Genomic DNA, 26717 nt, shown 5'->3' on the forward strand with positions numbered 1-26717 from the left:
AGGCGATCCCGCTCACGACCCCTTCATGGTGCGTCAGCCATAGTGTGCTGCACTGTTCGTCATGACCTCGCCCGCCCGCCGCCAAGCCCGGACCACCCTCGCCCTCACCGCCCTGACGGGGCTGAGCGCCGCCCTCGCCGGGACCGCGCCCGCCCAGCCCGGCCCCGCCTGGAATGCCGCGAGGCTCAGCACCGCGACCTACGTGATTCTCGACCCGCGCATCGAGGGCAACCCCAATGTGCTCAACCCCGAGCAGCGCGCCGGAATCCTGGGGGCGATGCGGCGCGACACGGGGGGCGCGATCAAACGCCGTTACCCGGGGGCCACCGTCGCCGCCGACCCCGCCACGCCGGGGGCCGTCCGGGTCACGCCCGTCCTCGTCGCGCCGGGCGCCCTGGTGCCCTGGGCCAAGCTCAGCGCCCGCCTCGACTTCGACCTGCCGGGCGGCGAGCGCGTCAGCCTCAACGACTCCTTCGGCCTGCTGGTCCTCTGGCAGTACCAGGCCGAGGCCGCGAACTACGTCTACGGCGAGCTCGTCAAACGGCTCCCGTAGCAGGACCCCGCCGATAGGCCGAACCGGATGACGAATTTCTCACAAAACCCCGCTATCATTAAGAGATGATGTGCGGGGAACAGAGATGAACAGGGCGGCTCACCTTCGGTACTGCGCCTTCGTGAGCGTACGAAAACGCTTGTACTGGATCGTGCCTCTGGCCCTGCTGCTGGGCGTGATCGCCTTCGTGCTCGGCGGTGGGATGGAGCTGGCCCTCGTCACCTTCGGGCTGGCGCTGGTGATCTCCGTGCTGGCGGTGGCGCTCGACTCGGTGCGGCGCCACTCGGGCGACCCGGAGGCGCAGACCTTCCTCGGCTCCTGACGACGGGGGCAGGCGCGGGGGTTGAGGGCCCCTTCACCTGCCCCCTTGGCCGTGTCCGGGCGTGTTAGCGTTCGCGGATGACGCAGAACGATTCGGGTGCCGCCGCGAAAAGCGCCTTCGTGACCGGGGCGAGCAAGGGCATCGGGCTCGCGGTGGCGCGGGCCCTGGCGGAAGCGGGGTACGGGGTCACCCTGACGAGCCGCAAGGCAGACGAGGTGGAGGCCGCCGCGCGGGGGATCGGGAAGGGCGCGCGGGGCGTCGTCTGTGACGTGCGCGACCCCCAGGCCCTCCAGCGTGAGGTGGACGCCCACGTCGAGGCCTTCGGCGGGCTCGACGTGCTCTTCGTGAACGCGGGGGTCGGCCACTTCGCCAACGTCGCCGATCTCAGCATCGAGCAGTGGCAGGACGTGATCGACACCAACCTCAGCGGCGCCTTCTACACCGTCAAGGCGGCGATTCCGGCTCTCAAGCGGCGAGGTGGCTACATCTTCACGCTCTCTAGCCTGGCGGGGAGGAACCCTTTCGCGGGCGGCGGCGCGTACAACGCGAGCAAGTTCGGGCTCAACGGCCTCTCGGAGGTCCTGACCCTCGACCTGCGCGGGCACGACATCAAGGTCACGCAGATCATGCCGGGCAGCGTCGCCACCCATTTCGCCGGGCACACGCCGAGCGAGGCGGACGCCTGGAAGATCCAGCCCGAGGACATCGCCCAGCTCACCCTCGACCTGCTGGAGATGCCCGCGCGCACCCTGCCCAGCCGCGTCGAGGTGCGCCCGAGCAGGCCGCCGCAGAAGTGACGGGTTGAAGACGGGCAAAGGGAAGGGGCCGCGCGAGGAGATCGGGCGGCCCCTCCGACTCGACCCCCCGGTGCCTCAGTCGAACTTCACCTCGACCGGGGCGGGCAGGTTCAGCCCCTGGAGCTGCGGCACGATCTTTGCCCGGTCCCCGACGAGGACGAGCACGCCCTGCTCGTAGGGGAGGGCGGCGGGGGCGAGGCGGTTGAGGTCGGCGGTGCCGAAGCGCGAGAGCTGCTCCAGCTCCTGCCCCAGGGCGGAGAAGGGCTTGCCCTGCGTGTAGAGCCCGGCGGCGGTGCCCACCAGCCCCTCCAGCGTGCCGAGGGAGGCCACCGTGTCGGCCCGGCGGGTGGCGGCGGTCTTGGCGGCCTCGTCGGCGGTCACGTCGCCCCGGCGCAACCGGGCGAACTCGTTGAGGAATTCGCGGACGGCGGGCCCGGTCACGCCCGTCTCGACGTTGGCGGTGGCGACGAGGTAGCCGGTGCCCACGTCCTGAAGCAACCCGCTGCCCGCCCCGTAGGTGTAGCCCTTGTCCTCGCGCAGGTTCTGCTGGAGACGGCTGGTGAAGCTCCCGCCCAGCAGGGTGTTCAGGCTCCTCAGGGCGTTGCTGCGCGCGTCCTCGGCGGGCGGCGCGGGCATCAGGAAGCGCACGACCGTCTGGGGGGCGCCGGGCTTGTCCACCACCAGGACCCGCAGCGCCCGGTTGGCGGGGGCGGGAGGAGTCGGCGAGGTGTACGCCGCGCCCGTGTTTCGCCACGTGCCGAGGGCCTGTTCGAGGCGGGAGCGGAACTCCTCGGGCCTGAGGCTGCCCGCCGCGAAGATCGCCGCGTTCTGGGGCTGGAAGAGCCGGGCGTGCAGGGCCTTCACGTCCGCCAGCCGCAGGTTGCGGACCGTGGCCGCGTAACCGCTCAGGGGCCGCCCGTAGGGGTGGTTTTGCCCGAAGAACTCGCGCTGGGAGACGATGCTCGCCACGGTGCCCGCGTTGTCGCGCGCGCGCTCCAGGGCCTGCACGTCCACCCGCTGCACCCGCGCGAACTCGGCCTCGTCGAAGCGGGGGCGAGTCAGGGCGTCCGCGTACAGCCGCAGGGCGGGAGAGAGGTTCTCGGCGGTCACCGACAGGCTCGCGGTGGTGAAGCGGCGTGCCGCCCCCGCCCCGAACTGTGCCCCGAGTTCGTCGAGCGCGCTCTGGAAGCCCCGCGCGTCGAGGTTCCCCGCGCCCTCGTCGAGCATGTCCGCGAGCATCGAGGCGCGGCCCGCCGTCTGGGGCGTGTCGAGTTCGCTCCCGCCGCGCACGACCGTCTGAAGGCTCACCAGCGGCACCGCCGCGCGCTGCCAGTACTGCACCCGGATGCCGTTGGAGAGGGTGAACTCGGTGGGGGCGGGCGGCGTGAAGGCCCGCTGCGGAAAGTCCGCCGGGCGCTGGTCGCGCGGGTTGGGGCCGCTCCGGGGAGTCTGGGGCGCCGTCGGCGCGGCCTGGGGCACCTGGGCCTGGGTCGGAGCTTGGGGAGGCTGGGCCGCGGCTTGGGTCGTCTGCGTCTGGGCGCCCGGCTGCGCCTGAGCCTGGGTCTGGGGGACCACCCGCAGGATCACGCGGTTTTGCGGGGTGAGGACCCGGGCCGCGGTCGCCCGCACGCCCTCCGGGGTCGCGTTGCGGTAACGGTCGAGGTCACGCTTGAAGCCGTCCGGCTGCCCGAAGTAGTAGGCGTAGGCGTTCAGCGAGTCCGCCTTGTCCTCCACCGATTGCAGGGAACTCAGCGTGGCGAACTCGTACTTCTCGACCTGCCGCCTCAGCTCGGCGGCGTCCACGGGCCGCGCGCTGAAGTCGCGCAGCACCCCGTCGATGGCGGCCTCCAGCTCGTCCTGGCTCTTGCCGGGCGCGAGCGTCGCGTCGATCACGAAGACCGACCCGAGCTGTTGCGACTGCTGGTAGGCGCTCACGTCCGACGCCAGCCCCGTCTCCACCACCAGTTTCTGGTACAGGCGGCTCGTCACGCCGTCCGAGAGGAGCAGCGACGCGAGGTCGAGTTCCGCGTCGCCGGGTCCCAGGAGCGCCGGGCTGTGCCACGCCATGACGGTCTTCGCGGCCTGCACCCGGTCGTTCAGGGTAGTGCGCTTTACCCCCTGGAAATTGACGGGCGGCACGGGCTTGCGGGTCACCGCCCTCCCGCCCGGCAGGTCCCCGAAGAGCCGCGCGATCAGCGGTTTCACCACCGCCGGGTCGAAGTCGCCCGCCACCACCAGCGAGGCGTTGCTCGGCACGTAGTAGGTCTGGAAAAAACTCTTCACGTCGTCCACCGTGGCCGCGTCGATGTCCTCGGTGGTCCCGATGGGAATTTGGTAGTACGGGTGGTTCGCGGGGTAGAGCAGGCGGCTCAGCGTCTCGGGGACGAGGCCGTAGGGGGAGTTCTCGTAGCGCTGGCGGCGCTCGTTTTTCACCACGTCGCGCTGGAGGCCCAGCTTCTCCTGGGTCATGCTCGCGCCGAGGGCCTCCATCCGGTCGGCCTCCAGCCACAGCAGGGTGGGCAGGAAGGAACTCGGGCCGCTGGAGTAGTAGTTCGTGCGGTCGCGCGAGGTGCTCGCGTTGTTGCTGCCGCCGCCCGACTCCATGATCGTGTCGAAATTGGGCGCCCGCCTCGTCCCCATGAACATCAGGTGCTCGAAGAGGTGCGCGAAGCCCGAGCGGCCCGCCACCTCGTCCTTGCTGCCCACCCGGTACCAGACGTTCACCGCCGTCACCGGCAGGGTCTTGTCGACGTGCAGCACCACGTTCAGGCCGTTGGGCAGCCGGTACTGCTCGGCGGCGACACTCTGCGCCGCGCCGAGGGAGAGGGTGGAGAGGAGCAGGAGCGACGCCAGCGAGCGTTTCTTCATCTCGAACCTCCGGGAGTCGGGCGAACGTGCGGGAAGGTCAGGTCCTCCGCGCCGGGACGCGCCCGTCGTGAACGGGTGGGTATTCCGGGAGTATAGGACGCCCTGGAGGTGGAGTCCTCTGGGCACGGCGGCTCAGCTCACCATGTCGGCGGTTTGGGAAGACCTGGGCGAGGGCGAAAAGGGGCGGAACCCTTCCTGGGGCATCTGAGACAACAACGGAGTCATGCTGACTTGCAAAGCTGCACCACAGAGCAAAGCGAAGCAGCTAGTCTTCCTTGCCGGGGACCCTTCGCTTTTCTCCGGGTGATGATTTGTTCGTCAATCGCTCCAAATCTCGGTCAAGGCAAGAAACGCGCCTCCTCGGGATGAAGGGGCGCGCCTCCCGCCCTGATGGTCTACAGGCTCTCGCCCACGACCCGTTGCATAACCGCCCGCACGGCGTCGAGTTCGTCCTTGTTGATCGCGTGCCCCAGGCCCGGATAGACGCGGGCGTCCACCTCCGCCCCCTGACCCCGCAGGTGCTCGGCGCTCTCCTGGAAGCGGGTGAGGGGGATGTGCGCGTCGTCGGGCGCGACCCCCATGAAGACGGGCGTGCCGCCGAGGTCGCCCCGCTGGTCCAGCGTGATCAGCCCGCCGCTGAGGGCCACCACGCCGCCCAGCCGCCTCCCCGCCCGGCTGGCGTACTCCAGCGCCAGGCACGCGCCCTGCGAGAAGCCGCCCAGCACGACGTTGCGGGGAGGGATGCCGCGTGCCTCCAACTCGCCCAGCACCCCGTCCACCGTGGCGAGGGCGCGGTCCAGGTGCGGTTGATTGCGCTCCACGGGCGCGAGGAAGGAGAGGGGATACCACGTGTTCCCCTCCGCCTGCGGGGCGAGGTAGGCGTAGGCGCTGAGGTTGAGTTCATCCGCGAGCGTCAGGATGTCGGGCGCCGTCCCGCCCCGCCCGTGGAGGAGCACCATCGCCACCCGCGCTTCCTCCAGTGGGCGGCCCGCCGTGTAGACCTGCACGCCGTCCACCTCGGGCGCCGGTTGTGGAGTAGCTCCCAGGTCCCGCGTGCCGATGGTGACCCCGTACTCGCGGCTGACGATCTTCGGGACGTGCGCCTCAATGGTCGCGCGCCGGGGCTCGAACCACGCGGGGAGCTTGAGGTGCCTGCCGAGTTCCTCCACGGGCTCGTCGTCCGGGAAGCCGGGGGCGTCGGTGGCGATCTCGAAAAGCACGCCGTTCGGCTCGCGGAAGTAGATCGAGTGGAAATACTGGCGGTCCTGCACGGGGGTGGGGCGGTACTCGGCCTGGGTCAGCCCCGCGAGGTACGCCTCCTGCTCGGCGTCGTTCCGGGTCCGCAGCGCGACGTGGTGGATGCTGCCCGCGCCGAAGTTCCCCCGCCCCTTCCCGGGCCGCTCCACCACGTCCACGAAGAGGCCCACGCCCTCCCCGCTGCCCCGGAAACGGGTCCGGGTCCCCTCCGCGTCGGGCTCGCTCCCCGCCTCGCTGAAGCCGAGCTGCCCCACGAGGAGGTCGCGCACCGCCCCCGTGTCCGCGACCCAGGCGGTGACGGAGTGAAACCCCCGCAGGGCGTGCTCCCCGGGAACGGGGCTCGCGGGCCAGGGCTGCACGGGCTGGCCGTCCTCGAAGATCAGCTCCACCCAGGTCCCGTCCGGGTCCTCGAAGGTGAGCACCGTCTCGCCGAAGCGCGTGCCCTGGCGCGGGTCGAAGCCGTGTTCCCGTAGGCGGCCTCGCCAATAGTCCAGACTCTCCCGGGGGGCACTGTACGCCGTCGCCACGACCTCGCCGTTGCCCCGCGTGCCCCTCTTGGCGCCCGGCCAGGGGAAGTGGGTCATGATCGTGCCCGGCTGCCCGGTGAGGTCGCCGTAGTAGAAGTGGTAGGTGCCGGGGTCGTCGAAGTTGACCGTCACCTTCACGAGCCGCTGCCCCAGCGTCTGCGAGTAGAAGTCGATATTGCGCTGCGGGTCCTGCGCCATCACCGTGACGTGGTGCAGGCCCTGCACGGGCGTCGTGCCGGGAATACGGGGAGTCGGAGAAGTCATGTCACTAAGGTATCTCAACGTTAAACGATCTGGTGTGAATTCGGCCAACGCAGTTATCCGTCGACCCGGGCGCGGCCCCGGAAAGTGAGCCGCTCCTCCTCGCGTTCGCGCTCCCTCTCGCCGACGGCCAGGCCGAGCTTGCGGGTGAGGGCGGCAAGCTCGGCCATCTCGGCGGGGTCGAGGACGCCGAAGGCGGCGCGGATGCCGCGCACGTGGGCGGGAAGCACGCGCGCCACGAGCGCCTCGCCCGCGTCGGTGAGGAAGACGTTCATGACGCGGCGGTCCTGGGCGTCGCGTTCCCGGCGCACCAGCCCGTCGCGCTCCAGGTTGTCGATCACCATCGTGAGGTTGCCGCTGGAGCGCAGGATCTTGTCGGCGAGCTGGCGTTGGCTCAGCGGCCCGAGGTGGTAGAGCGCCTCGATCACCCCGAACTGGCTGATCGTCAGGCCGTGGTCGCCCAGGTGGCGGTTGGCGGCGACCTCGACGGCGTGCGCCGCGCGCCAGAGTTTGATGTACGCGTCCAGCGCGGCGCGCTCCTCGGCCGAGCCGGAGTAACGGGTGGGCATGAGTCTATGGTCGGTGCCCCGGGGAGGGAAATCAAGCGTCCGGGGGCGAGCTTTTCGCTCATCGTCCAGACGAGCTGGTCTGGACGCCCCCTGCCTCAGCTCCGCCTGCCCGCCCGGTATTCCTCGGTCGCCAGCCGGATACACGCCGCGACCCCCTGCATCGCCGTGAAGACCTCTTCCACAGGCGGGCGGGTCGGCGCGAGGCGGATGTTGCGCCCCGTCGGGTCCTGCCCCCCCGGATACGTCGCCCCGGCGGGCGTGAGGCTGACCCCCGCCTCACCCGCGAGCTGCACCACCCGCGCCGCCACCGGCTCCGCCGTGTCCAGGCTGATGAAGTAGCCGCCCCTCGGCAGGGTCCAGGTCGCGTACTCGCCGTTCCCGCCCAGTTCCGCCCGCAAGGTCTCGTCCACCGCCCGGAACTTGGGGGAGATCAGCCGGGCGTGGGCCTGCATCAGCCCCTCCAGGCCACCGGGATAGCCTTCTAGGAAGCGGACGTGCCGCGCCTGCTCCAGCTTGTTGGGGCCGATGCTCTGGGCGCCGAGATATTTGGAGAGCCACTTGATGTTGTCCTCGCTGCTCGCCACGAAGCCCAGCCCCGCCCCCGCGAAGGTCACCTTGCTCGTGCTGGCGAAGACGAAAGCCCGGTCGGGGTAGCCCGCGTCCCGGGCGAGCACCACGAAATTCACGGGCTCGTCGCGGTCCTCCCCGAGGTGGTGCACCCGGTAGGCGTCGTCCGCGAAGATCGTGAAATCGGGGGCCGCCGCCTTCACCCCGGCCAGGCGCCGCGCCTTTTCCAAGCTGATCGACTCGCCGCCCGGATTGGAGTAGGTCGGCACGAACAGCACGCCCTTGACGGAAGGGTCCGCCGCCGCGAGGCGTTCGATGGCCTCCACGTCGGGACCGTCGGGCTGCATGGGGACGGTGAGCAGCGTAAAGCCCAGCGTCTGGAGCAGCAGGAAGTGACGGTCGTAGCCGGGGACGGTCACGATCATCTTGGGGCTCTGCGTGAACCACGGCCCGGTGCTGTTCCGCACCCCGTGCAGTTGGGCGAAGGAGAGGACCAGTCCCTGCAATTCCAGGCTGGAGTTGTTCCAGACGACGACGTTTTCCGCCTTCACGTCGAGGAAGTGGGCGAACATCGCCCGTGCGGAGGGCAGGCCCGCCGTGCCGCCCGCGGAGTAGTTGCGCAGGTCCTGGCCGTCCATCTTCAGGTCGCCCTCGCCGAGGACGGTGAGCAGGCCGTTGGAGAGGTCGAAGTCGGCGTCGGAGGGCTGGCCGCGCTGCATGTTGAGCCCCAGGCCGCGCGCCTTGAAGGCGTCGTAGGCCGCCTGGGCCGCCGTCAGGGCGTCGCTCGGTTGCCCGGAGCTGGGTTGCACCGTGTCGGTCGTCATGCCCCCACGTTACCCGCGCCGCCCCCACCGGGGGAGGGGGGTTGGTTAGCGGGGCGAGGCGAGGGGGGGCGCTGCTACACTGCCTGCGTCCGCTTGAACGCGGTCCTTTCAAATTCCCGCCTTTGATCCCGTCCCTTTCCGGCATCACCCAACAGGAGAACCCACCATGCAGTACGTCGTTTCCCGCCCCCGCGTGGGCGTGTTCATCGATACCCAGAACCTCTACCACTCGGCGCGCGACCTCGTGGAGCGCACGGTCAACTTCGAGACGATCCTGCGCTCGGCCACCGGGGGGCGCGAACTCGTCCACGCCATCGCCTACACGGTCGAGCGCGAGGGCGAGGCGACCGCGCGGCCCTTCATCTACAAGCTCAGCGCGCTGGGGTACAAGGTGCGCCGGATGAACCTCACCCTGCACCACGTCACCGAGGGCGGGCGGGCGATCTACGAGGGCAACTGGGACATGGGCATCGTGGCCGACATGGTGCGGCTGATCGACCACCTCGACGTGGCCGTGCTCGGGAGCGGCGACGGCGACTTCACCGACATCGTGGAGGTGCTTCAGGAGCGCGGCAAGCGGGTGGAGGTCATCGCCTTCCGCGAGCACACCGCCCAGAAGCTGATCGACGCCGCCGACCGCTTCACCCACCTCCCCGACCTCGAAGACGCCCTGATGCCCGCCCGCCAGAAGGCCGAGAAGGTCGCCCGCCCCGAGGAATGAGCGCCGCAGGATGACCGAGCCCGCCCCCACCGACGCGGACGCCGTGCTCGCCCGCCTCGCCTTCGACCTGCCCCCGGAGCGCATCGCCCAGACGGGGGCCGAACCCCGCGACGCCTCCCGCCTGATGGTGGTGGGAGAGAGGATCGAGCATCTTCTTTTCCGCGACCTGCCGGACCTCCTGCGCCCCGGCGACGTGCTCGTCTTCAATGAGAGCCGCGTCATCCCGGCCCGCGTTATGGCCCGCAAGCCCGTCGTCAACGGCTTCGGCGGCGGTCAGGTCGAGGTGTTGCTGCTCAGGGAAGAGGAGGCGAACGTCTGGTCGGCCTACCTCAAACCCGCTAAAAGGGCCGGGAAGGAGCTGTGGCTGGGCGAGCACCAGGCGGAGGTCGTCGGCGTCCTGGAGGACGGCGCCCGTCTCCTCCGCTTCGACCACGATCTCAAACCGCACCTGGACGAGATCGGGCGGCTGCCGTTGCCCCCCTACATCGACGCAGGGGACAGCGACGAGCGGTGGCGCGAGCGGTATCAGACGGTGTACGCCCGCGAGCCCGGCAGCGTCGCCGCGCCGACGGCGGGATTGCACTTCACGCCCGAACTCCTGGCGCGACTGGACGAGATGGGCGTCGAGCGGCATACCCTCACCCTGCACGTCGGCGCGGGCACCTTCCGGCCCATCACGGGCAGTGTGGCCGAACACGTGATGCACGCCGAGCGGTACGCCATCGGCGAGGGGACGGCGCGGGCGATCAACGCCGCGAAGACGGAGGGCCGCCGCGTCGTCGCCGTGGGCACCACGACCGTCCGTGCCCTGGAGAGCAGCGCGCAGGGGGACGGCACTGTCAACCCCGGCGAGGGCGACACCCGCATCTTCATCACGCCGGGAACGCCCGTGCGGGTGCCCGACCTGTTGATCACCAACCTGCACCTGCCCGGCAGCACCCTGATGTTGCTGGTGGCGGCCTTCGCGGGCGAGGCGCGGATCAAGGCCGCCTACGACGCGGCGCTCTCGGAGGGGTACAGGTTCTACTCGCTGGGGGACGCGATGCTGCTGGAGAGGTCAGTGGGGAGTGGGCAGTGGTAAGTGGGCAGGAGGGCCAAGGCTCAGGTTGGAGCTGTCCTTTTCCACTGACCACTCCCTACGAACCACTCACCTCCCGCGTCAGCGTCACCGTCGCCCCCTCCCGCACGAAGCCCAGCCGCGCGTTGACCGCGAGCATGGGCGCGTTGACGCTGTGGTTGCTCGTGCGCGAGTGGGTAAAACCGCGTTCGAGTGCCGCACGGGCGGCAGCGAGCTTGAGGGCGGAGGCGAGGCCGCGCCCCCGCCATGCGGGCAGCACCCCCGTCAGCCCGTTGTGAAGGGTGCCGGGTCGGGTGGGGATGGGCAGGTGCAGCTCGCTCAGGCCCACCCACTCGCCCTCCGGCGCGACGGCAATGAACAGGCCCGCCGGGTTGACGCGGCCCGCCGCCCGGCGCTGCCAGAGTTCGAAGGGCCACACGCTGACGGGCGTGGTGCTCGGCACGTCGCGCAGCAGGGCGGCGATGAGCGTGTAGAGGCGGCGTTGCTGGGCTTCGTCGAAGTCGCCCAGCTCGCTCAGGGGCCGGATGCGGACGCCTGCCGCTCGCGCGCCTTCCCCGTACCGGGCGAGACCGGCGAAGTCGAGCGTCCGCAGGTCGAGGGTGCTCGGCCACATGCGGTCATGTTCGGCGTAGCCGCGCGCTTCCAGAAAAGGCCTCTCCCACCAGTTCTCGCGCACGCGGGAGACGAGGGTGTGTGCCCCCTGACCGAGGGCCGCCGTCTCCGCGTGGGTGAGCAGGGCTTCGGCGAGGGGACCGCCCGCTCGCTCCGGCACCGCCCGCACAGTCACCTCCAGCCAGCCGGGGTGGCCGTCCATCCGGGGCACGCCCGTCTCGGCGAGGCCCACGATCTCGTCTCCGGCCAGGGCCAGGGTCCGCCGGTGGAACTCGCCCTCTACCCGGCCCGCGTCCTGCCGCTCCAGGTCCTCGGGGGCGACGGGCGACTCGGGGTGCGCGGCGGTCAGGAAGGCGGCGACCCGAACGGTGTCGGCGGGAGTGGCAGGGCGCAGCGTCACGCCAGGGGGGAGGGGCGGACTCGTTTCGACCGGGCTGGGCGCGTCCATGCGGAAGTCCAGCACACCCGCCCCGCGCGGCGCCATCCGCCGTTTGGCGGGGGAAGTGGGGGGCTTTGACCCGGCAGATGTGCCGCCCTCTCATCCCGCCGCTCTCTATACTTCCGGCCATGACCACCCTCCAAGGCGCGCCCGTCCAGAGCGACAATCCGCTCCTGAACGTCGGCTTCCGCATCCCCTTCGACCGCATCCGGCCCGAGCACGCCGAGCCCGCCGTGGACGCTCTGCTCGCGGCGACCCGGGAACGGCTGGAGACGCTCGCGGGGGCGGGGGAGCGCGACTACGCCAACTTCATGGCCGACCTCGACACGCTCACCGAGGGGCTCGACACCGTGCGGGTGATCGTCTCGCACCTCGACAGCGTGGTGAGCAGCCCCGAGTGGCAGGCGGCCAAGCGCGCGATCCTGCCCAAGGTGACCGAGTTCTACACCGGGCTCAGCCTCCACCCGGGGCTGTGGGCGGCCCTCAAGGGCTTCGCGGAGACGGAGGCGGCCCGCTCGCTCGACCCTGTGCGCGCCCGGCACCTGAGGCTCACCATCGACGACTTCCGCCGCGAGGGCGCCGACCTCCCCGAGGAGGGGAAGGCGCGGCTGCTGGAGGTGAACACCCGGCTCGCGCAGGTCACGAACGACTTTTCCAAGAACGTCCTCGAATCGACCGCCGCCTGGGAGCGGTACGTGGACGGGTCGCGGCTGGCGGGTGTGCCCGAGCGCGTGAAGGAGGCCACCCGCCGCGACGCCGAGGCGCACGGCAAGGAAGGCCACCGCCTCACCCTGCACCAGCCCGTCGCCGAGCCCATCCTGACCTACGCCGACGACCGCGAACTGCGCCGCGAGGTGTGGCTCGCCCAGAACTCGGTGGGCACGCAGGAGGGCCGAGACAACCGGCCCCTGGTCCTCGACATCCTGAAGCTCCGCCGCGAGCAGGCCCGCCTCCTGGGCTTCCGCGACTTCGCCGACTACGTGCTCGAAGACCGCATGGCGGGCGGCGGCGAGCGGGCGCTGACCTTCGAGCGCGACCTGGAACAGCGCGTCCGCCCCTTCTTCGAGCGCGAGAACGCCGAGCTGGAAGCCTTCTACCGCGAGCAGGCGGGAGGCGACGCGCCCCCCCTCGAAGCCTGGGACGTGGGCCACTGGGCGGAGAAGCAGCGGCAGGCGAAGTACGACCTCGACGAGGAGGCCCTCAGGCCCTACTTCGAGCTGGACCGGGTGCTCGCGGGCCTGTTCGAGATCGTCAGCCGCGTCTTCGGGATCACGGTGCGCCAGAGCGACGCTCCCGGCTGGCACCCCGAGGTGCGGTACTACGACATCCTCGACGAGGGGGGGACGCACGTCGCCTCCTTCTACACCGACTGGTTCCCGCGGGACACCAAACGCAGCGGCGCGTGGATGAACGGCTTCGTGACGGGCGGGCCCAGAGAGCACGGGGTGGCGCCCCACCTCGGCCTGATGTGCGGCAACATGACGCCCCCCAGCGGCGACACGCCCGCCCTGCTCTCCCTGCGCGAGGTGGAGACGGTCTTCCACGAGTTCGGCCACCTGCTCCACCACGCCCTCTCGCGGGTGCCCGTGCGGAGCCTCAGCGGCACGCGCGTCGCCTGGGATTTCGTGGAGCTGCCCTCGCAGATCATGGAGAACTGGGTGACCGAGCGGGAGGCGCTCGACCTCTTCGCGCGGCACCACCGGACAGGGGAGCGGCTGCCGGACGACCTCTTTGAACGATTGATCGCCGCCCGCAACTACCGCGCCGCGACCGCCACGATGCGTCAGCTCTCCTTCGGGACGGTGGACCTCGTGCTGCACGTCGAGTTCGATCCCGAGGCGCCCGGCGCCGACCCCATCCGGGTCGCCCGCGAGGTGATGGGCCGCTTCTACCCCTACCGCTTCCCGGAGGGCTACGCGCGGATCGCGCAGTTCACCCACCTGTTCTCCAACCCGGTGGGCTACGGGGCCGGGTACTACTCCTACAAGTGGGCGGAGGTCCTCGACGCCGACGCCTTCTCCCGCTTCGCCACGGAGGGCGTCTTCAACCGGGAGACGGGCCGCGCGTATGTCGACGCCATCCTCAGCCGTGGCAACAGCGCCGACGCCGCCGACCTCTACCGCGAGTTCATGGGCCGCGACCCCGACGCCGAGGCCCTTCTGAGGCGCAGCGGGCTCGTGGAGGCTTAACGGAGACCAGGGTGGAACGGTTGACCGGCTTTCCCACGGGGAGGCCGGTTTTCCCTTGCACCCCCCGTGTCCCAGTCGGCTGGACACGGCGAGGAGGACGGGACGGAGGAGGCTCCCCGCCGCTTCTTCCGGCGATAGCGCCCAGGACGTACTTTTTCGGCCCCGAGGCCCGGGCGCGGGGGGGTTAGGCCGCTCGGTTTGCCCGCCTGTGTTCCCCGTGAGGGCAGGGCCAGGGTGGCGTTTCGTGGCCTCACGCCCACGTCACGGAGCGGGAGGACGATCGGGGCATGACAGGCGTTCCCGCGACCGCCCCCCCACCCTCCACCCTCGTCGCGGACGCCCCCGTCGCCGCCCGGCGCACGGGGCGGCTGACCGCCCTGGATGCCTGGCGGGGCCTCACCGTCCTCCTCATGCTGCTCGTCAACAACGTGGCGCTGGGGGGGCGCACGCCCGCGCAGCTCATCCACGCGCCCTTCGGCGGACTCACCCTGACCGACCTCGTGTTCCCGTGGTTCCTCTTCTGCGCGGGGGCGGCGCTCCCCTTCTCGCTCGCGGCGATGAGCCGGGCCGGGGTGACGGGGTGGGCGCGGGTGCGGCGGCTGCTGGGGCGCGCGGTGCTCCTCTACCTCGTGGGCGCCTTCGTCACCAGCGTGACGCTGGGGGCCTTCTACCTCGGGCTGGGCGTGCTGCAACTCATCGCGCTCGCCACGTTCTGCGGGGCGCTGCTGGGGGGCCTGCGCGGGCGCTGGCAGGCGGTCATCGCCGCCGGGCTGCTCGTCGGCTACGGCGCCTTCCTGGCCTACACGCCCCACGCGGCGGGCATCGGCGTGATCTCCGAGGCGGCCAACCCGGTGCAAGCCGTGAACGACACATTGCTCACGCCGCTGGGCCTGCGCGGGCTGGTGTCCGTCATCCCCACGACTGCGCTCGTGCTGCTGGGGAGCCTCGCCGCCCGGCCCCTCCAGGCCCGTGACCAGAAGGCACCGCTGCGGCTGCTCGTCCTGGGCGGGGTGCTCACCGCCCTGGGGTACGGCTGGGCGCTGAGCGGACACCTGCCCTTCGCCAAGGCGATCTGGACGCCGCCCTACATCCTCGCGAGCGCGGGGCTCGCCACCCTGGGCATCCTCGCCTTCTATCTCCTCGCCGACGCGGGGCGCTTCTCCCAGGGTCAGCGTCTGCTCGCGCCGCTGACCATCCCGGGCCGCAACGCCCTCGCCGGGTACGTCCTGCCCATCCTGCTCAAAGTGTGGGTGCTCCAGGGCCTCACCGTGACCTGGGCGGGCAAGGCGCAGCCCATGGGCGCGGCCCTCCTCAGCCTCGCGCGCACCCACCTCGGGGCGCTGGCGGGGGGCTGGACCTACACCCTCGGGTACGTGCTCGCCGCGTGGCTGGGGCTGGCGTGGATGGCGCGGCGGGGCCTGATCTGGAAGCTGTGACTGTGACGGGGTGGAGGCCCCGGCTCGTTTTGGCGTGACTCGCGTGTGAAGCCCAACGTTCGGGGTCCCCACCCGGCCCCGGTTCGCCCCCTTTCGTCCGGTCTCCCATTCCCCCGAGGTGTCCCATGCGCCGACCGCTGATCCTCTCCGCCCTGGCCCTGCTCTCCCTCGCCTCGCCCTCCGCCGGGGCCACGCCCGCCCCCGCCTCCCTCACGTATGGGGGCGCCAACTTCCGGGCGCTCGCCGCCGAGTCGTACCGGCTGGCGGGGCTAACGGGGTCCTTCGAGCCCTGGCTGCCGAACGCCTACGCCCGCGCGGGGGTGCCGCTGGGTGGCGAGCGGCGGTCCCTGACGGCGGCCCTCGACGCCCGCAAGGCCGCACTCGCCTCGGCGCGCGGAGCGGAGCGTGACCGGCTGGCCCAGGGCACCGCCGCCTGGGCGCACCGCTTCATCAAGAAGGCGGTGCCGCGGTTCAGCCTGGAGCGCGGCTTCGAGTTCGCCAGCATCGCGGGGGCGGGCGAGCGGCAGTGCCTGCTGCAAAGCGTGGTGATCGCGGGACTCCTCCAGCGCGTCGGCCTGGACGCCGGCCTGGTGATGGTCTGGAAGAGCCAGAGCGGGCAGGAGAGCAACCTGGGCCACGTGACGAGCGTATTGCGCCTGCCGTCGGGCGCGGGGGACGTGCAGGTGGACGCCAGCGAGCCCGAGCCCTTCGCCCGCCACCAGGGGGTCCTCGCCTGGGCGGACGGGGGCTACCGCTTCCTGACCCCGCGCTTTGGCGGCGACGTGATGACCGCCTACGCCCGGGCCGACGGCAAGGGCAACGTGAAGGCGTCCGCGCTCACCTTCCTCGACCTGCCCTACGTGCGCTCGCAGTTCAACTACTACCGCGGCGAGCGGGCGCCCGGCGGCTTCCTGGGCACCGGCACGGGCAAGGCCACCCCGGAGGGGCTCAGGGACAGCGAGCGCTTCCTGCGCGCCGCCCTGCGTGACAACCCGCAGAACGCGCTCGCGGCGGGGGTCCTGGGCAGTGTGCAGCGCAAACAGGGCCGGGAGGCCGAGGCGCGGGCGCAGTACCTCGCGGCGGCCCGGCTCTACGCGGCGCAGGGTCACATCCCGGCGACCATGGCCGTGAACCTGGCCTGGGCGACGGGGAAGACCGGTCAGGCGGGCGTGGGCGCGGCGGGGGTGCGTTGATGCGCGTGTGCTTGCGTCCCCTCGCCCCGCTGTCCGCCCTGCTGCTCGCCGTCCCGCTCGTCTGCGCCTCGAACGCGCAGACGCCGGGTTCCCGGCCCGTCCACGCCCAGGCGGCCCCGACGGTGCCCGGCGAGGTCCAGCCCGTCGCGCCCGGTGTCCGGCCCGCGCCGGGCGTGCCCACCCTGACCCTGAGTCCGCCCGTGCCGGGGGTCGAGCGGGTGGAGTACCTCGGCAACGGCTACATCGAGGTCGCGCACGCCGTCCTGACCCTCACGCCGGAGCAGAGGGCGGGGGCGCGGCTCCTGATGGGCACCGTGGCCCGCCGGGTCCTCGCCGCCCGGCCCGGGCTCGCGGAGGTGGACCTCAGCGTGTACGACAAGGCGACCTACGGGGGCTTCGGCGGGCCGCCCCCGCTGCTGACGGCCTCGGTGCCCCGGGCGCGGCTGGGCGACTTCGAGGGCTGGGTGAACGGGCAGGGCGGGTACGAGCGCGCGTGGGTGGGTCCCGGCACCCTCCCCACCTTCCGGGCCCCCGACCGCGTGCGCGAGACCACCCAGCCCCTCACCCCCGCGGCGGGCGCGAGCCAGGCGGCGCAGAACCGGGCGGACCTGGGGGTGACGACGGCGCGTGTCCTCGGCGGGGTGCAAGGCGGGCTGCTGTTCAAGGGCAGGCGGGACGCCGGACGCGTCGCGGCGCTGACCTTCGACGACGCGCCGCACCCCCTGTACGAGCCGCTGCTCCTCGACCTGCTGCGGCGCACGGGGGCCCGGGCCACCTTCTTCGTGATCGGGCGCAACGCCCAGGCCTACCCCTACTTCGTCCGCGACATGGTGGCCGGGGGGCACGAGGTCGGCAACCACACCTACCACCACGTCCGGCTGCCGCCCCTGAGCCCCGGGGACGCCGCCGAGGAGCTGCGCCTCGCCAGCCAGACCATCACGTCCATCACCGGCCTGCCCGTCCGCTATTTCCGCCCGCCGGGGGGCGACTACACCCAGGAGACCCTGAGCGCCGCGCGCAGCCAGGGCCTCGTCACCGTCTTCTGGACCGACGACCCCGGCGACTTCGCCAACCCCGGGGACGCGGTGCTCGAATCCCGGCTGCGGCGCAACCTCCGCCCCGGCGGCATCGTCCTCCTGCACGACAACGCCCCCGAGATGCTGGGCGTCCTGCGCCCCTTCCTGCGTCTCGCTGGCCGCGAGGGCGTGGTGCTCACGACGGTGGGCGGCTTGCCGAAGTAGCCGTCGGGCGAAGGCGGAAGGTCGAAGGCCCAGGGCTCCAGGGACTCGTCCTTGGCCTTCTGCTTTCCGCCCCGATCCCTTGCCCTCCAGCTAGCGCGCCGTCCACCCCAGGTCGAGGTCGAGCACCGCGCCCGTCATGCCCCAGGCGGCGGGGCTGGCGACGTAGCTCGCAAGCGCGGCCACGTCCTCCGGGTCAAGGAGGCGCTTGATGGCGGCGGCCTCCAGCAGGACCTTGCCCTCGACCTCCGCCTCGCTCATGCCGCGGGTGCGGGCCTGGTCTCTGATCTGGTTTTCCACGAGGGGTGTGCGGACGTAGGCGGGGCAGATCGCGTTGACGGTCAGGCCCTGGTCCCCCGCCTCCAGCGCCGCCGTGCGCGTCAGGCCGACAAGGCCGTGCTTGGCGCTGATGTAGGCGCTCTTGTAGGGGCTGGCGACGTGCCCGTGGATGCTCGCCACGTTGATGATCCGGCCCTGCCCCGAGCGGGTCAGGTAGGCCCAGGCGTACCTGCTGAGCAGGAAGGGGGCGGTGAGCATCACGTGCAGCATGGCGTCCCAGGTGTCTTCCGGGAACTCCGCGATGGGCGCGATATGCTGAAACCCCGCGTTGTTCACGAGCACGTCGAGCCCGCCGAGAGAGGCGACCCCCTGCTCGACCGCCTGAAGACAATCGGCGCGGCGGGTCAGGTCGCCGGGGATGAAGGTCAGTCCGTGCTGAGAAGCGACCCCGCGCGCCTGGGGCCGGTCGAGGTCGAGCACGGCGACCCGCAGGCCGTCACGTTGCAGCCGCCGCGCGATGGCGAGGCCGATGCCGCTCGTGCCGCCCGTGACGAGGGCGGCGCGGGTTTCAGGAGAAGTCATGCGCGGAGTGTAGGGGGAGGGCGTCACGGCGCGGTTGCAGTGCTGGGACCCGGTGACGGAACGAGGAAGAATGGCCTCGCCTCACGCCTCGTCCCTCATCCCTCCCGTCAGCGCCCGGTACAGCCCCTCCGTCTCGGGCAGGGGCGTGAGGCCCAGCTCTGCGAGGGCGGCGCGCAGGGCGTGGTAGACGCGGGCGGCGGCGGCGGGGTGGGCGCGGGCGTGCCAGGCGCGCATCAGGGCGCGGGCGGCGGGCTCGTGGGCAGGGTCGAGGGTCAGCGCCCGCTCCGCCAGCCGGGCGGCGAGGTCGGGCTGACCCGCGCGCAGGGCGTGATCCGCCTCCGCCGCCAGGGCCTCGGGAAGCCGGGCGGCGTAGCGTTCGGCCTCGGCCTGCACGCCCTCCAGGTCGCTGTCGGCCACCCTCCCCGGCAGGGCGAGCAGGGCCTGCGCGCGGCCCGGGGCGCCGGGGGAGGCGTCCAGGTGCGCGCGGGCCTCCCACAGGTCCACGCTCAGGTCGGGCCCGCCCCGCAGCCGCAGCCACTCGCCGCGCTCCAGGAGGGTGCCGCTCGCCACTCCCTCTTCGAGCACCTGCCCCAGCGCGTGCAGGGTGACCCGGAAGTTGCGCTCGCCCACCTGGGGCTCGGCGCCGGGGAAGAGGGCCTCCTGCGCCGCCTCGCGCGCCAGCCCGCCCTCGTGAACGGCGAGCAGCGCGAGCAGGTCGCGGGCGCGGGCGCGGCCCCACTCGCGCGCCGCCCCGCCCCCGCGCGTGACCGCCACCCGCCCGAGCACCTGCACCCGCACCTCCACCCCGGGCACCTCCTCCGGGCGGGGCAGGTGCCCGTACCCCAGGGCGTGTGCGACGGGAAGCAGCCCGGCCCCGGCCTCCGGCACGTGGGCGGCGAGCCGGGCGAGGAGCGCGGCGCGGGCCGCCCGCCCCGGGGCGGGGGAGAGCAGCGAGCGCCGGGCGAGCAGGAAGGGAAAGGCGGTCACGGCCCGCGCCGCCCCGGGGGCGTCCCCCGCCCCCCCCGTCGCGGCGTACAGCGCGAGGGCCGCCGCCCCCGTCCCGAAGGTGTCCCCGCAGGCGGTGAAGACCGCGTGCGCCGCTTTCAATCCCGGCAGCGCCCCCGCCGCGTCTCCCCCGTGCAGCCGCCCGAGCGCCGCCGTGAGCCGGGTCAGGCCCCCCACGTAGCGGTCGCCGCCCGCGTGGGCGAGGGCCTGGGCCTCCTGCTCGGCGGCGGGGGCGGGGTGACCGGCCCACGCCTCCAGGTAGGCCAGCCCCAGGCGCGGCTCGACCTGGAGGCGCGGCACCACGTCCTGCGCGAGGTCGAGCGCCCCCTCGTAGGCGGCCCGCGCCTCCCCCTCGCGTCCGGCGGTCACTTCGGCGTGCCCCAGCCGCGCCAGGGCGAGCGAACGCACGAAGCGGCTCTCCAGCCTTTCTCCCTCGGCCAGCCCCTCGCGGGCACGGCGGGCGGCCTCCTCCGGCTCGCCGAGGACCGCGTGCAGGAAGCTGGCGAGGAGCAGGCCCTCGCGGTGGTTTTGCGCCGCCCGCGCGCCCCCCGTCTCCCCCCGGGCCGCGTGCAGGGCGAGTTCCAGCGCGTCCCCCAGCCGCCCCGAGCGCAGGGCGTACCGTGCGCCGCCCGCCAGCCCCGGGTGCAGCGCCAGCGCCCGCGCCGGGTCCCCCGCGTTGAGGTGGTTCTCCGCCCGCATCCGCTCCACCCGCGCCGCCTCCGCCCCGCCCGCGAGGTCCGCCGCCGTCTCCAGCGGCCCCCACGCGAGGTCCGGCTGCACGGTGTCGAGGGCCACCTGCGCCTCCCCGAGTGAGCGTGCCAGGGGCCCCGCCCGCCCGTAGGCCGCCAGCGCCTCGGCGTACCGTGAGGAGAGCCGCAGGGCGTCCCCCGAGAGGGCGTGCAGCTCCGGCGTCCACGCGGCGGGCGGCACCCGCGCGAGGCTGCGCTCGACCAGGGTGACCCGGCCCCCGTCGAGCCAGCGGCCCCCGTGCTCGGCGAGGAGTTCGGCGGCCCGGGCCGTGTTCACCGCCGCGAGGTGCGCGGCCAGAGCCCGCCGGGGCCGTTCCGTCCGCTCGAAGTAGGCTGCGCCGCGCGCCGCGACGCTCTGCGCCTCGCCGGGGGCGAGCAGGCCGCGCAGGTGCGCCCGCAGCAGGGGGTGGGCGCGGAAGGTGTCCCCCGTCCGGGTCAGGAAGGTGCCGCCGCTCGCCAACGCCCCCAGCAGGGTGCCCGCCTGCGTCTCCCCCAGCACGTCCGCGAGGAGCTCTGGCGTGAGTTCCTCGAAGACGCTCCCGCGCGTGAGCAGCGCCCGCAGGCTGGGGTCGAGCGGCCCCAGCACCTCCTGCGCGAGGTAGGCAAAGAGGGTGCCGAGCTGCGCCTCCCCCCCGTCGAGGTCGGCGAGCGCCGCGAGGGGCACCCGCCCCTGCGCCGCCGCCTGCGCCAGAAACCGCGCCGCGATGGGCCACCCCTCCGTGACCGCGTGCGCGAGCCGCACCTCGGCGCCCGTGGCCCGCACGCCCTGAGAGGCGAACAGCTCGGCGAGCTCGGCAGGGGTGAACGCCAGGTCGGGGGCCGAGACGCGTGTGAGGTCACCGCCCAGCTCCAGCCGGGTGAGGTCGGGGCCTCCGAGCGGCGTGCGGGAGAGCAGGGCCACCCTCCCGCCCAGCACCTCGCGCAGCATCCCCTCGGTGAGCCCCCCGGCGAGGTACTGGGCCTCGTCGAGCACGAGCAGGGCGCCCGACTGGTCGAGCACGTCCGCCACCCGCGCCGCCACCCGCCCCGGGGCCGCGCCCGCGTCGAGCAGCGTCCCCGGTCCCTCGCCCCCCGGCAGCCCCGCCACCGCGACCGCCAGCCCTGAGGCGAGGACCTGCGGGTCGGCGTCGTCCGCGTCGAGGGTCAGCCACGCCGCCCGCCCGAGGTCCGGCAGCCCGGCGGCGAGGGCCGTCGTCTTGCCGTACCCCGCCGGGGCCACCACCGCGACCACCCGCGAGGCCCCCAGCAGGGCGAGCAGCCGGGGCCGCGCCACCGCCCCCCGCACCTGCGGAGGCCGCGCCCGCCGCGAGGAGGCGTGCTCGCGCCAGTCGGTCGTCACGCGGGCCATGCTAGAGCATGGTGGGGAGGGGGCGGAGCAAAGGAGCCGGGCCCGACCGCCAGCCCCCGCTCGGAACCTGTCTGGGAAGTGAGCCGGGCTGCCTCATGCCTGGGGTGAAGACGCAGTTTTTGCCCCTCCTCAAGACGCCTGATGTGCAATAGGGAGATAGGGCGTGTTGGCAGAGTCGTTTGCTCCCTCCCTCCTTGTGGGGGAGGGCTGGGGAGGGGGGAAACGCGAACGCCCTATCAGCGCCCTCCGTCGCCCATAAGAGTCCTTTCCACCCACGCCCCTACAACCCCAGCCACGCCCCCACCGCCGCCGCCCCCAGCACGACCAGGGCGCTGTTCACCCGCGTGCGCCACAGCAGCCCGAAGGCGAGGGCCGCGAGCAGCGCGGCGGGCCACGAGGTCACGGAGGTACGCGCCAGCACCAGTGCCCCGGCCAGAATCACCCCGCCTCCGAAGGGCAGCAGGGCATTCCGGAAGGCGACCACCCACGGCTGCGCGCTGTGCCGCTGCCACACCAGGACCGCCCCGGCGCTCAGCAGCGCGGTCGGGCCGTAGAAGCCCAGGGTGGCGGCCAGGGCGCCCGGCAACCCGGCGGCGGCGTACCCGTAGTGCGTCACGGCGAGCATATTCGGCCCCGGCATGAGCTGACCCAGCGCAAACCCGTTCGCCAGCGTCCGCGCGTCGATCCAGCCGTGCTGGAGCACGAGGGCCCGCTCGATCTCCGCCACGTTCGTGCCCCCGAAGCTGATCAGCCCCAGCCGGGCGAAGGCGAGCAGCAACTCCCAGAGGTCGACCGGATCGCCCGTCATGGCCGCCCGCCTCCCCGGGGCCGGTGGATCAGCAGCCCCGCCCCCACGAGCACGAGCAGCACGGGCAGGAGGTCGAGCCGCCACACCCCCAGCGCCAGGAAGGCGAGCACCGTCACCGCCGGGCCGCCCCGCACCCCCCACCCCACCCGCACGACGGGCAGCGCCGCCGTGAGCAGCACCGCGAGCGCCGCGCACGCCGCCCCGTGCAGCGCACTCTCCAAGGCGGGCGGCAGGCCCCCGGGCCGCCCCAGCGTCAGCGCGCTCACCGCGAGCATGGCGATCAGGCCGGGTGTGAGCACGCCCAGCGTCGAGGCCACCGCTCCCGTCCGCCCGCCCAGACGCGCCCCCACCATCGCCGCGAGGTTCACCGCGTTCGGCCCCGGCGTGAGCTGCGCGAGGGTGAAGGTCTCCGCAAAATTCTCGTCCGTCATCCACCCGCGCGACGTGAGGGCCCGGCGCGTGTGGGCGGGCAGGCCCCCGCCGATCCCCGCGAGCGCCACGCCCACGAACATCCGGGCGAGGGCGAGCGGGGTGGGGGAGAGGGCGGGTGTGGTGGGCGGGTCGTCCTCCGGCGCGGCGGGGTGGGCGCGGGTCATGTCCGGAGGGTAAGCCTGCGCCCGCCGCCCCTGCCCGTGACTGGCGGGGGAACAGACGCGCACGCAACGCACGAAAGGGTGGCGCCGGGGCTCAGGCCAGCTCGCGGGGGGTCGGCACGGCTTTGCAAGCAGCTCGGCGAGTCTGGAGGCGAGCGGGCAGCCGGTGAAAGGCGTCCGGTGGGTGTCGGGCTGTTTCCCCGAATCCGAGCGGACCGGGATCAGGCGTTCCTGGTCCGGGCTCCAGCCGGGCGGCCCCCCGCCCCGTCCGCCGCGCGGCTCCGTTCCGTCCCCGCGTGCGCCAGCCAGATGGTGTGGTGGGCGCCCTTGCCGGGGCGGGCGCGGACGGTGTGGACCTCGGCCCGGAAGCCCGCCCGGTTCAGGCGGGTGGTGAAGCGCGGCTCCGGCGTCGCCGACCAGACCGCCAGCACGCCGCCGGGCCGCAGCGTGCGCCGCGCGGCGGCCAGCCCCTGCGGCGAGTACAGCCAGTCGTTGCCGTGGTGGGTCATCCCCTCGGGGCCGTTGTCCACGTCGAGCAGCACGGCGTCGTAGGCGGCCTGCCCCCGCCGCAGCAGCTCGGCCACGTCGCCGAGGTGGACGCGGGTGCGCGGGTCGTTCAGCGGGTAGCCCGCGCACTCGCCCAGCGGTCCTTTGTTCCACTCCACGACCTCCGGCACGAGTTCGGCGACCGTGACCACCCCCGCCGGGCCCAGCGTCCCCAGGGCGGCGGCCAGCGTGAAGCCCATGCCCAGGCCGCCCACCAGCACGTGCGGCTGCGCCCGCCCCGCGATGGCCGCGCAGGCGAGGTGGGCCAGCGCGTCCTCCGAGGCGTGCTGGCGGCTGTTCATCAGTTCGCTGACGTACCCGGAAATCTGGATGGAAAACTCCGGCAACTCGCCCCGGCGGTACAGACACAGCGACTGCCCGGTGCCGGGGATGGGCGCGCGGCCCAGGGGCTTCCAGGGGATCACGCGGGCGTCCGGGGCGGCAGGAACGGGAGACGGTCAGGCATCCGCCGACTCTACCCCTTCGGGCTGTACCCTGACCGGCACAGCACGCCATTTCGCCCATTGCGCCGACCCCCCCGCCGCGTACTCTGGGGCCACCTATGACGACACCCACACCGGACGCCGCCGTGCACGTCCGCGACCTGCGCAAGAGCTACACGGTCCACGACAAGGAGCCGGGCTTCCTGGGCAGCCTGCGCTCGTTCGTCCGCCGCAAGTCCCGGCAGGTCGAGGCCGTGCGCGGCGTGTCCTTCGACCTCGCTCCGGGCGAGGTGGTGGGCTTCCTGGGACCGAACGGGGCGGGGAAGACCACCACCCTCAAGATGCTCTCGGGTCTGCTGCACCCTTCATCCGGCGTGGCGCGGGTGGCGGGCTTCGAACCCCGGCGCCGCGAGACCGCCTTCCTCAAGGGCATCACGCTGGTCATGGGGCAAAAGCAGCAGCTCATCTGGGACCTTCCTGCGCTGGACTCCTTCCTCGTCAACCAGGCGATCTACGAGATCCCCGACGCGCAATACCGGGCGACGATGAGCGAATTCACCGAGGTCCTGGGGCTCTCGGGCATCCTGAAAAAGCAGGTCCGCAAGCTTTCCCTGGGCGAGCGGATGAAGTGCGAACTCGCCGCCGCGCTCCTGCACCGCCCGCGGGTGCTTTTCCTCGACGAGCCCACCATCGGCCTCGACGTGAACATGCAGGAGTCGGTGCGCGCCTTTATCCGCGACTACAACGAGCGGTACGCGGCCACCGTCATCCTCACGAGTCATTACATGGCCGACGTGACGGCCCTCGCCCGCCGCATCCTCGTCATCGACCGCGGCGAACTCGTCTTCGACGGCGACCTCGCCCACCTCGCCGCGCAGGGCAGCGCGGGCAAGACCGTGAGGCTGCAACTGCGGCATCCCGTCACCGAAGCCCACCTCGCGCGCTACGGCTCGGACGTGCGCGTAGACGGATTGACCGCCGAACTCACCGTCCCCCGCGCCGAGGTCAGCGTGCGGGCCGCCCGGCTGCTCGCCGACCTCGACGTGGCCGACCTGACGGTGGAGGACCCGCCCATCGAGCAGGTGATGGGAGAGCTGTTCGGGCGGGGGCGGGAGGTGGTCGGTGGTTAGTGGTCGGTGGTCAGTGGGTGGAGGGCTTCAGCTTTTCCACCCCCCACTCCCCACTTCCCACTCACGGCGCCGGGGGCGCCCATGACCCGCCGCAAGATGAGCACGCTCTTTTCCGTCCACTTCGCCGAGATGACCGAGTACCGGGCCGAGATCATGATCTGGATGCTGTCGAGCACCCTCAGCCTGGTGATGATGCTGGTGTGGATGGCGCAGGCTTCGGCGGCGGCGAGTGGAGAGATTCGCGGCTACTCACCCGCCGAGTTCGCGGGGTACTTCCTCGCCACCTGGGTCATGTCGCAACTGCTCGTCGTGTGGGTCGCCTGGGACCTCGACTTCGCCATCCGGCAGGGCACCCTCTCGCCTCAACTGCTGCGGCCCCTCGACCCCCTGTGGCTGCGGTACATGGACCACCTCGCGGGCCGGATCGTGCGGCTCCCCGCCCTGCTCGCCCTCGCGGCCCTCTTCGCCTGGATCACGGGCGCGCGCTTCTCCAGCGACCCCGCCGCCTACCTCGCCTCTCTCGGCCTCGCCTTCCTGGGCTTCAACACCCGCTTCCTGTGGGAGTATTGCCTCGGCCTCCTCGCCTTCTGGACCGAATCGAGCACCAGTTTTCAGGAGGTGGCGTGGCTCGTCTACGCCGCGCTGGGCGGCATGTTCGCCCCGCTGGCCTTCTACCCCGAGTGGGTGCAGCGGGTGGCGGTCTGGACCCCCTTCCCCTACATGCTCGGCCTGCCCTCGCAACTTCTGGCGGGCAAGGCGACCCTCACCGACGCTGGACGCGGCGCCCTCGTTCTCCTCGTCTGGCTGACCGTCTTCTGGGCCCTGCGCCTGCTCGTGTGGCGGCGGGGACTCCGGCGGTACGGGGCGGTGGGGGCGTGAGGGGGAGGCGGGACGCGGAGAAAGCCCCCGCTGTCCCCCGTGCACTTCGTCCCGCGCACCGGTCTTCCGCCCTCACCGAGCCCCGTACCGGAGGCACTCCATGACCGCCACCTGGCGCAAGGTCCGCACCCTCTTCGCCACCCAGTTCGCCGAGATGACCGAGTTCCGCGCCGAGATCGTCATCTGGATGCTCTCGGGGACCCTGAGCCTGGTGATGATGCTCGTCTGGATGGCGCAGGCGGGGGCGGCTCCGGGCGGACAGATCGGCGGGTACAGCCCCGCCGAGTTCGCCACCTACTTCCTCTCGACGTGGTTGATCTCGCAACTGATGGTCGTGTGGGTCTCGTGGGAACTCGACCTCGACATCCGGCAGGGCACCCTCTCGCCCAAACTGCTGCGCCCGCTCGACCCCCTCTGGATGTGGTACGCCAGCCACCTCGCCGAGCGGGTGGTGCGTTTTCCCCTCTTGATCGGCCTCGTCGCCCTCTTCGCGTGGCTCGCCGGGGCCCGCTTCACGACCGACCCCACCGCCTACCTCGCCGCCCTCGGCCTCGCCTTCCTGGGCTTTTGCGCCCGCTTCCTGTGGGAGTATTGCCTCGGGCTGCTGGCCTTCTGGACCGAATCGAGCACCAGTTTTCAGGAGGTCGTGTGGCTGGTCTACGCCGCGCTCGGCGGGATGTTCGCGCCGCTCGCCTTCTACCCGGAGTGGGTGCAGCGGGTGGCGGTGTGGACCCCTTTCCCCTATATGCTCGGCCTTCCCGCGCAGCTTCTAGCGGGCAAGGCCACCTTAGGGGACGCCGGACGGGGCGCCCTCGTCCTGCTCGCCTGGCTCGTCGTCTTCTGGGGGCTGCGGCTTTTCGTGTGGCGGCGCGGGCTCAGGAAATACGGGGCGGTGGGAGCGTGA

At 72.5% G+C, this 26717-nt stretch carries 22 protein-coding genes; 12 read left to right on the plus strand and 10 right to left on the minus strand.

Annotation, left to right across the window (positions count from 1 at the left end; translation table 11 throughout):
• Window positions 1–61: 61 nt before the first annotated feature.
• From A7B18_RS02080 to A7B18_RS02090, 3 genes are all read left to right on the plus strand, one after another.
• Window positions 62–553, plus strand: a complete 492-nt coding sequence (locus A7B18_RS02080) for a hypothetical protein (RefSeq protein WP_102125011.1) — start codon at window positions 62–64, stop codon at window positions 551–553.
• An 85-nt stretch (window positions 554–638) separates the two neighbouring features.
• Window positions 639–875: a hypothetical protein gene (locus A7B18_RS02085; RefSeq protein ID WP_102125012.1), complete on the plus strand. Its 237-nt coding sequence runs from the start codon at window positions 639–641 to the stop codon at window positions 873–875.
• 77 nt (window positions 876–952) lie between these two features.
• The gene (locus A7B18_RS02090; protein WP_102125013.1) at window positions 953–1672 is read left to right on the plus strand and encodes an SDR family oxidoreductase; all 720 of its coding nucleotides are present in this window, start codon (window positions 953–955) and stop codon (window positions 1670–1672) included.
• Window positions 1673–1747: 75 nt separating this feature from the next.
• Here A7B18_RS02090 and A7B18_RS02095 read toward each other — a convergent pair whose 3' ends face one another.
• The 4 genes from A7B18_RS02095 to A7B18_RS02110 form a co-directional block, all read right to left on the minus strand.
• Window positions 1748–4540 carry a M16 family metallopeptidase gene (locus A7B18_RS02095; protein WP_102125014.1) on the minus strand — a complete coding sequence of 931 codons (2793 nt, stop codon included), beginning with the start codon at window positions 4538–4540 and terminating at the stop codon, window positions 1748–1750.
• Window positions 4541–4935: 395 nt separating this feature from the next.
• The gene (locus A7B18_RS02100; RefSeq protein WP_102125015.1) at window positions 4936–6588 is read right to left on the minus strand and encodes a VOC family protein; all 1653 of its coding nucleotides are present in this window, start codon (window positions 6586–6588) and stop codon (window positions 4936–4938) included.
• Between the two features lie 53 nt (window positions 6589–6641).
• Window positions 6642–7154 carry a MarR family winged helix-turn-helix transcriptional regulator gene (locus A7B18_RS02105; protein ID WP_102125016.1) on the minus strand — a complete coding sequence of 171 codons (513 nt, stop codon included), beginning with the start codon at window positions 7152–7154 and terminating at the stop codon, window positions 6642–6644.
• A 95-nt stretch (window positions 7155–7249) separates the two neighbouring features.
• Entirely contained in the window at window positions 7250–8545 is a 1296-nt protein-coding gene (locus tag A7B18_RS02110) for an aspartate aminotransferase type Ic (protein WP_102125017.1), read from the minus strand.
• 166 nt (window positions 8546–8711) lie between these two features.
• On the opposite strand from A7B18_RS02110, the gene A7B18_RS02115 reads away from it, so the two are divergent.
• Window positions 8712–9266: a LabA-like NYN domain-containing protein gene (locus A7B18_RS02115; RefSeq protein WP_102125018.1), complete on the plus strand. Its 555-nt coding sequence runs from the start codon at window positions 8712–8714 to the stop codon at window positions 9264–9266.
• Window positions 9267–9276: 10 nt separating this feature from the next.
• Window positions 9277–10347 carry a tRNA preQ1(34) S-adenosylmethionine ribosyltransferase-isomerase QueA gene (queA, locus tag A7B18_RS02120; RefSeq protein ID WP_102125019.1) on the plus strand — a complete coding sequence of 357 codons (1071 nt, stop codon included), beginning with the start codon at window positions 9277–9279 and terminating at the stop codon, window positions 10345–10347.
• A 55-nt stretch (window positions 10348–10402) separates the two neighbouring features.
• On the opposite strand, the gene A7B18_RS02125 is transcribed toward queA, so the two are convergent.
• Window positions 10403–11419: a GNAT family N-acetyltransferase gene (locus tag A7B18_RS02125; RefSeq protein ID WP_245872706.1), complete on the minus strand. Its 1017-nt coding sequence runs from the start codon at window positions 11417–11419 to the stop codon at window positions 10403–10405.
• 104 nt (window positions 11420–11523) lie between these two features.
• Here A7B18_RS02125 and A7B18_RS02130 point away from each other — a divergent pair, with 104 nt between their 5' ends.
• From A7B18_RS02130 to A7B18_RS02145, 4 genes are all read left to right on the plus strand, one after another.
• Complete coding sequence (locus A7B18_RS02130) at window positions 11524–13584, plus strand: M3 family metallopeptidase (RefSeq protein ID WP_102125020.1); 2061 nt, start codon at window positions 11524–11526, stop codon at window positions 13582–13584.
• A gap of 287 nt (window positions 13585–13871) precedes the next feature.
• The gene (locus A7B18_RS02135) at window positions 13872–15020 is read left to right on the plus strand and encodes a heparan-alpha-glucosaminide N-acetyltransferase domain-containing protein (RefSeq protein WP_102125021.1); all 1149 of its coding nucleotides are present in this window, start codon (window positions 13872–13874) and stop codon (window positions 15018–15020) included.
• Window positions 15021–15145: 125 nt separating this feature from the next.
• Window positions 15146–16213: a hypothetical protein gene (locus A7B18_RS02140; protein WP_102125022.1), complete on the plus strand. Its 1068-nt coding sequence runs from the start codon at window positions 15146–15148 to the stop codon at window positions 16211–16213.
• A 5-nt stretch (window positions 16214–16218) separates the two neighbouring features.
• Window positions 16219–17454 (plus strand): polysaccharide deacetylase family protein, encoded by a 1236-nt coding sequence (locus A7B18_RS02145; protein WP_245872717.1) that lies wholly within the window; start codon window positions 16219–16221, stop codon window positions 17452–17454.
• Between the two features lie 90 nt (window positions 17455–17544).
• On the opposite strand, the gene A7B18_RS02150 is transcribed toward A7B18_RS02145, so the two are convergent.
• The 5 genes from A7B18_RS02150 to A7B18_RS02170 all read right to left on the minus strand — a co-directional run bounded on the left by A7B18_RS02150 (window position 17545) and on the right by A7B18_RS02170 (window position 23786).
• A complete protein-coding gene (locus A7B18_RS02150; RefSeq protein ID WP_102125024.1) occupies window positions 17545–18312 on the minus strand; it encodes a 3-hydroxybutyrate dehydrogenase in 768 nt (255 codons plus the stop codon).
• An 81-nt stretch (window positions 18313–18393) separates the two neighbouring features.
• The gene (locus A7B18_RS02155) at window positions 18394–21414 is read right to left on the minus strand and encodes a winged helix-turn-helix domain-containing protein (RefSeq protein ID WP_102125025.1); all 3021 of its coding nucleotides are present in this window, start codon (window positions 21412–21414) and stop codon (window positions 18394–18396) included.
• Window positions 21415–21694: 280 nt separating this feature from the next.
• The gene (locus A7B18_RS02160; RefSeq protein WP_102125026.1) at window positions 21695–22222 is read right to left on the minus strand and encodes a chromate transporter; all 528 of its coding nucleotides are present in this window, start codon (window positions 22220–22222) and stop codon (window positions 21695–21697) included.
• Window positions 22219–22818, minus strand: a complete 600-nt coding sequence (locus A7B18_RS02165) for a chromate transporter (RefSeq protein WP_102125027.1) — start codon at window positions 22816–22818, stop codon at window positions 22219–22221. The genes A7B18_RS02160 and A7B18_RS02165 overlap by 4 nt, the downstream gene beginning before the upstream one ends.
• A 218-nt stretch (window positions 22819–23036) precedes the next feature.
• On the minus strand, window positions 23037–23786 hold the full coding sequence (locus tag A7B18_RS02170) for a spermidine synthase (RefSeq protein ID WP_102125028.1): 750 nt from the start codon (window positions 23784–23786) through the stop codon (window positions 23037–23039).
• A 137-nt stretch (window positions 23787–23923) separates the two neighbouring features.
• Between A7B18_RS02170 and A7B18_RS02175 the strand changes: the two genes are divergently transcribed.
• The 3 genes from A7B18_RS02175 to A7B18_RS02185 all read left to right on the plus strand — a co-directional run bounded on the left by A7B18_RS02175 (window position 23924) and on the right by A7B18_RS02185 (window position 26717).
• Complete coding sequence (locus A7B18_RS02175; protein WP_102125029.1) at window positions 23924–24934, plus strand: ABC transporter ATP-binding protein; 1011 nt, start codon at window positions 23924–23926, stop codon at window positions 24932–24934.
• Between the two features lie 81 nt (window positions 24935–25015).
• A complete protein-coding gene (locus tag A7B18_RS02180) occupies window positions 25016–25813 on the plus strand; it encodes an ABC transporter permease (protein WP_102125030.1) in 798 nt (265 codons plus the stop codon).
• 100 nt (window positions 25814–25913) lie between these two features.
• Window positions 25914–26717 (plus strand): ABC transporter permease, encoded by an 804-nt coding sequence (locus tag A7B18_RS02185; RefSeq protein ID WP_102125031.1) that lies wholly within the window; start codon window positions 25914–25916, stop codon window positions 26715–26717.

The organism is Deinococcus planocerae (genome assembly GCF_002869765.1).
Lineage (GTDB): Bacteria > Deinococcota > Deinococci > Deinococcales > Deinococcaceae > Deinococcus > Deinococcus planocerae.

Coding starts and splice junctions, on each gene's coding strand:
- A7B18_RS02175 (WP_102125029.1), top strand. CDS start 23,924: ATGACGACACCCACACCGGACGCCGCCGTGCACGTCCGCGACCTGCGC.
- A7B18_RS02110 (WP_102125017.1), bottom strand. CDS start 8,545: ATGACGACCGACACGGTGCAACCCAGCTCCGGGCAACCGAGCGACGCC.
- A7B18_RS02180 (WP_102125030.1), top strand. CDS start 25,016: ATGACCCGCCGCAAGATGAGCACGCTCTTTTCCGTCCACTTCGCCGAG.
- A7B18_RS02085 (WP_102125012.1), top strand. CDS start 639: ATGAACAGGGCGGCTCACCTTCGGTACTGCGCCTTCGTGAGCGTACGA.
- A7B18_RS02080 (WP_102125011.1), top strand. CDS start 62: ATGACCTCGCCCGCCCGCCGCCAAGCCCGGACCACCCTCGCCCTCACC.
- A7B18_RS02090 (WP_102125013.1), top strand. CDS start 953: ATGACGCAGAACGATTCGGGTGCCGCCGCGAAAAGCGCCTTCGTGACC.
- A7B18_RS02160 (WP_102125026.1), bottom strand. CDS start 22,222: ATGACGGGCGATCCGGTCGACCTCTGGGAGTTGCTGCTCGCCTTCGCC.
- A7B18_RS02150 (WP_102125024.1), bottom strand. CDS start 18,312: ATGACTTCTCCTGAAACCCGCGCCGCCCTCGTCACGGGCGGCACGAGC.
- A7B18_RS02115 (WP_102125018.1), top strand. CDS start 8,712: ATGCAGTACGTCGTTTCCCGCCCCCGCGTGGGCGTGTTCATCGATACC.
- A7B18_RS02165 (WP_102125027.1), bottom strand. CDS start 22,818: ATGACCCGCGCCCACCCCGCCGCGCCGGAGGACGACCCGCCCACCACA.
- A7B18_RS02100 (WP_102125015.1), bottom strand. CDS start 6,588: ATGACTTCTCCGACTCCCCGTATTCCCGGCACGACGCCCGTGCAGGGC.
- A7B18_RS02135 (WP_102125021.1), top strand. CDS start 13,872: ATGACAGGCGTTCCCGCGACCGCCCCCCCACCCTCCACCCTCGTCGCG.
- A7B18_RS02140 (WP_102125022.1), top strand. CDS start 15,146: ATGCGCCGACCGCTGATCCTCTCCGCCCTGGCCCTGCTCTCCCTCGCC.
- A7B18_RS02095 (WP_102125014.1), bottom strand. CDS start 4,540: ATGAAGAAACGCTCGCTGGCGTCGCTCCTGCTCCTCTCCACCCTCTCC.
- A7B18_RS02185 (WP_102125031.1), top strand. CDS start 25,914: ATGACCGCCACCTGGCGCAAGGTCCGCACCCTCTTCGCCACCCAGTTC.
- A7B18_RS02105 (WP_102125016.1), bottom strand. CDS start 7,154: ATGCCCACCCGTTACTCCGGCTCGGCCGAGGAGCGCGCCGCGCTGGAC.
- queA (WP_102125019.1), top strand. CDS start 9,277: ATGACCGAGCCCGCCCCCACCGACGCGGACGCCGTGCTCGCCCGCCTC.
- A7B18_RS02155 (WP_102125025.1), bottom strand. CDS start 21,414: ATGGCCCGCGTGACGACCGACTGGCGCGAGCACGCCTCCTCGCGGCGG.
- A7B18_RS02130 (WP_102125020.1), top strand. CDS start 11,524: ATGACCACCCTCCAAGGCGCGCCCGTCCAGAGCGACAATCCGCTCCTG.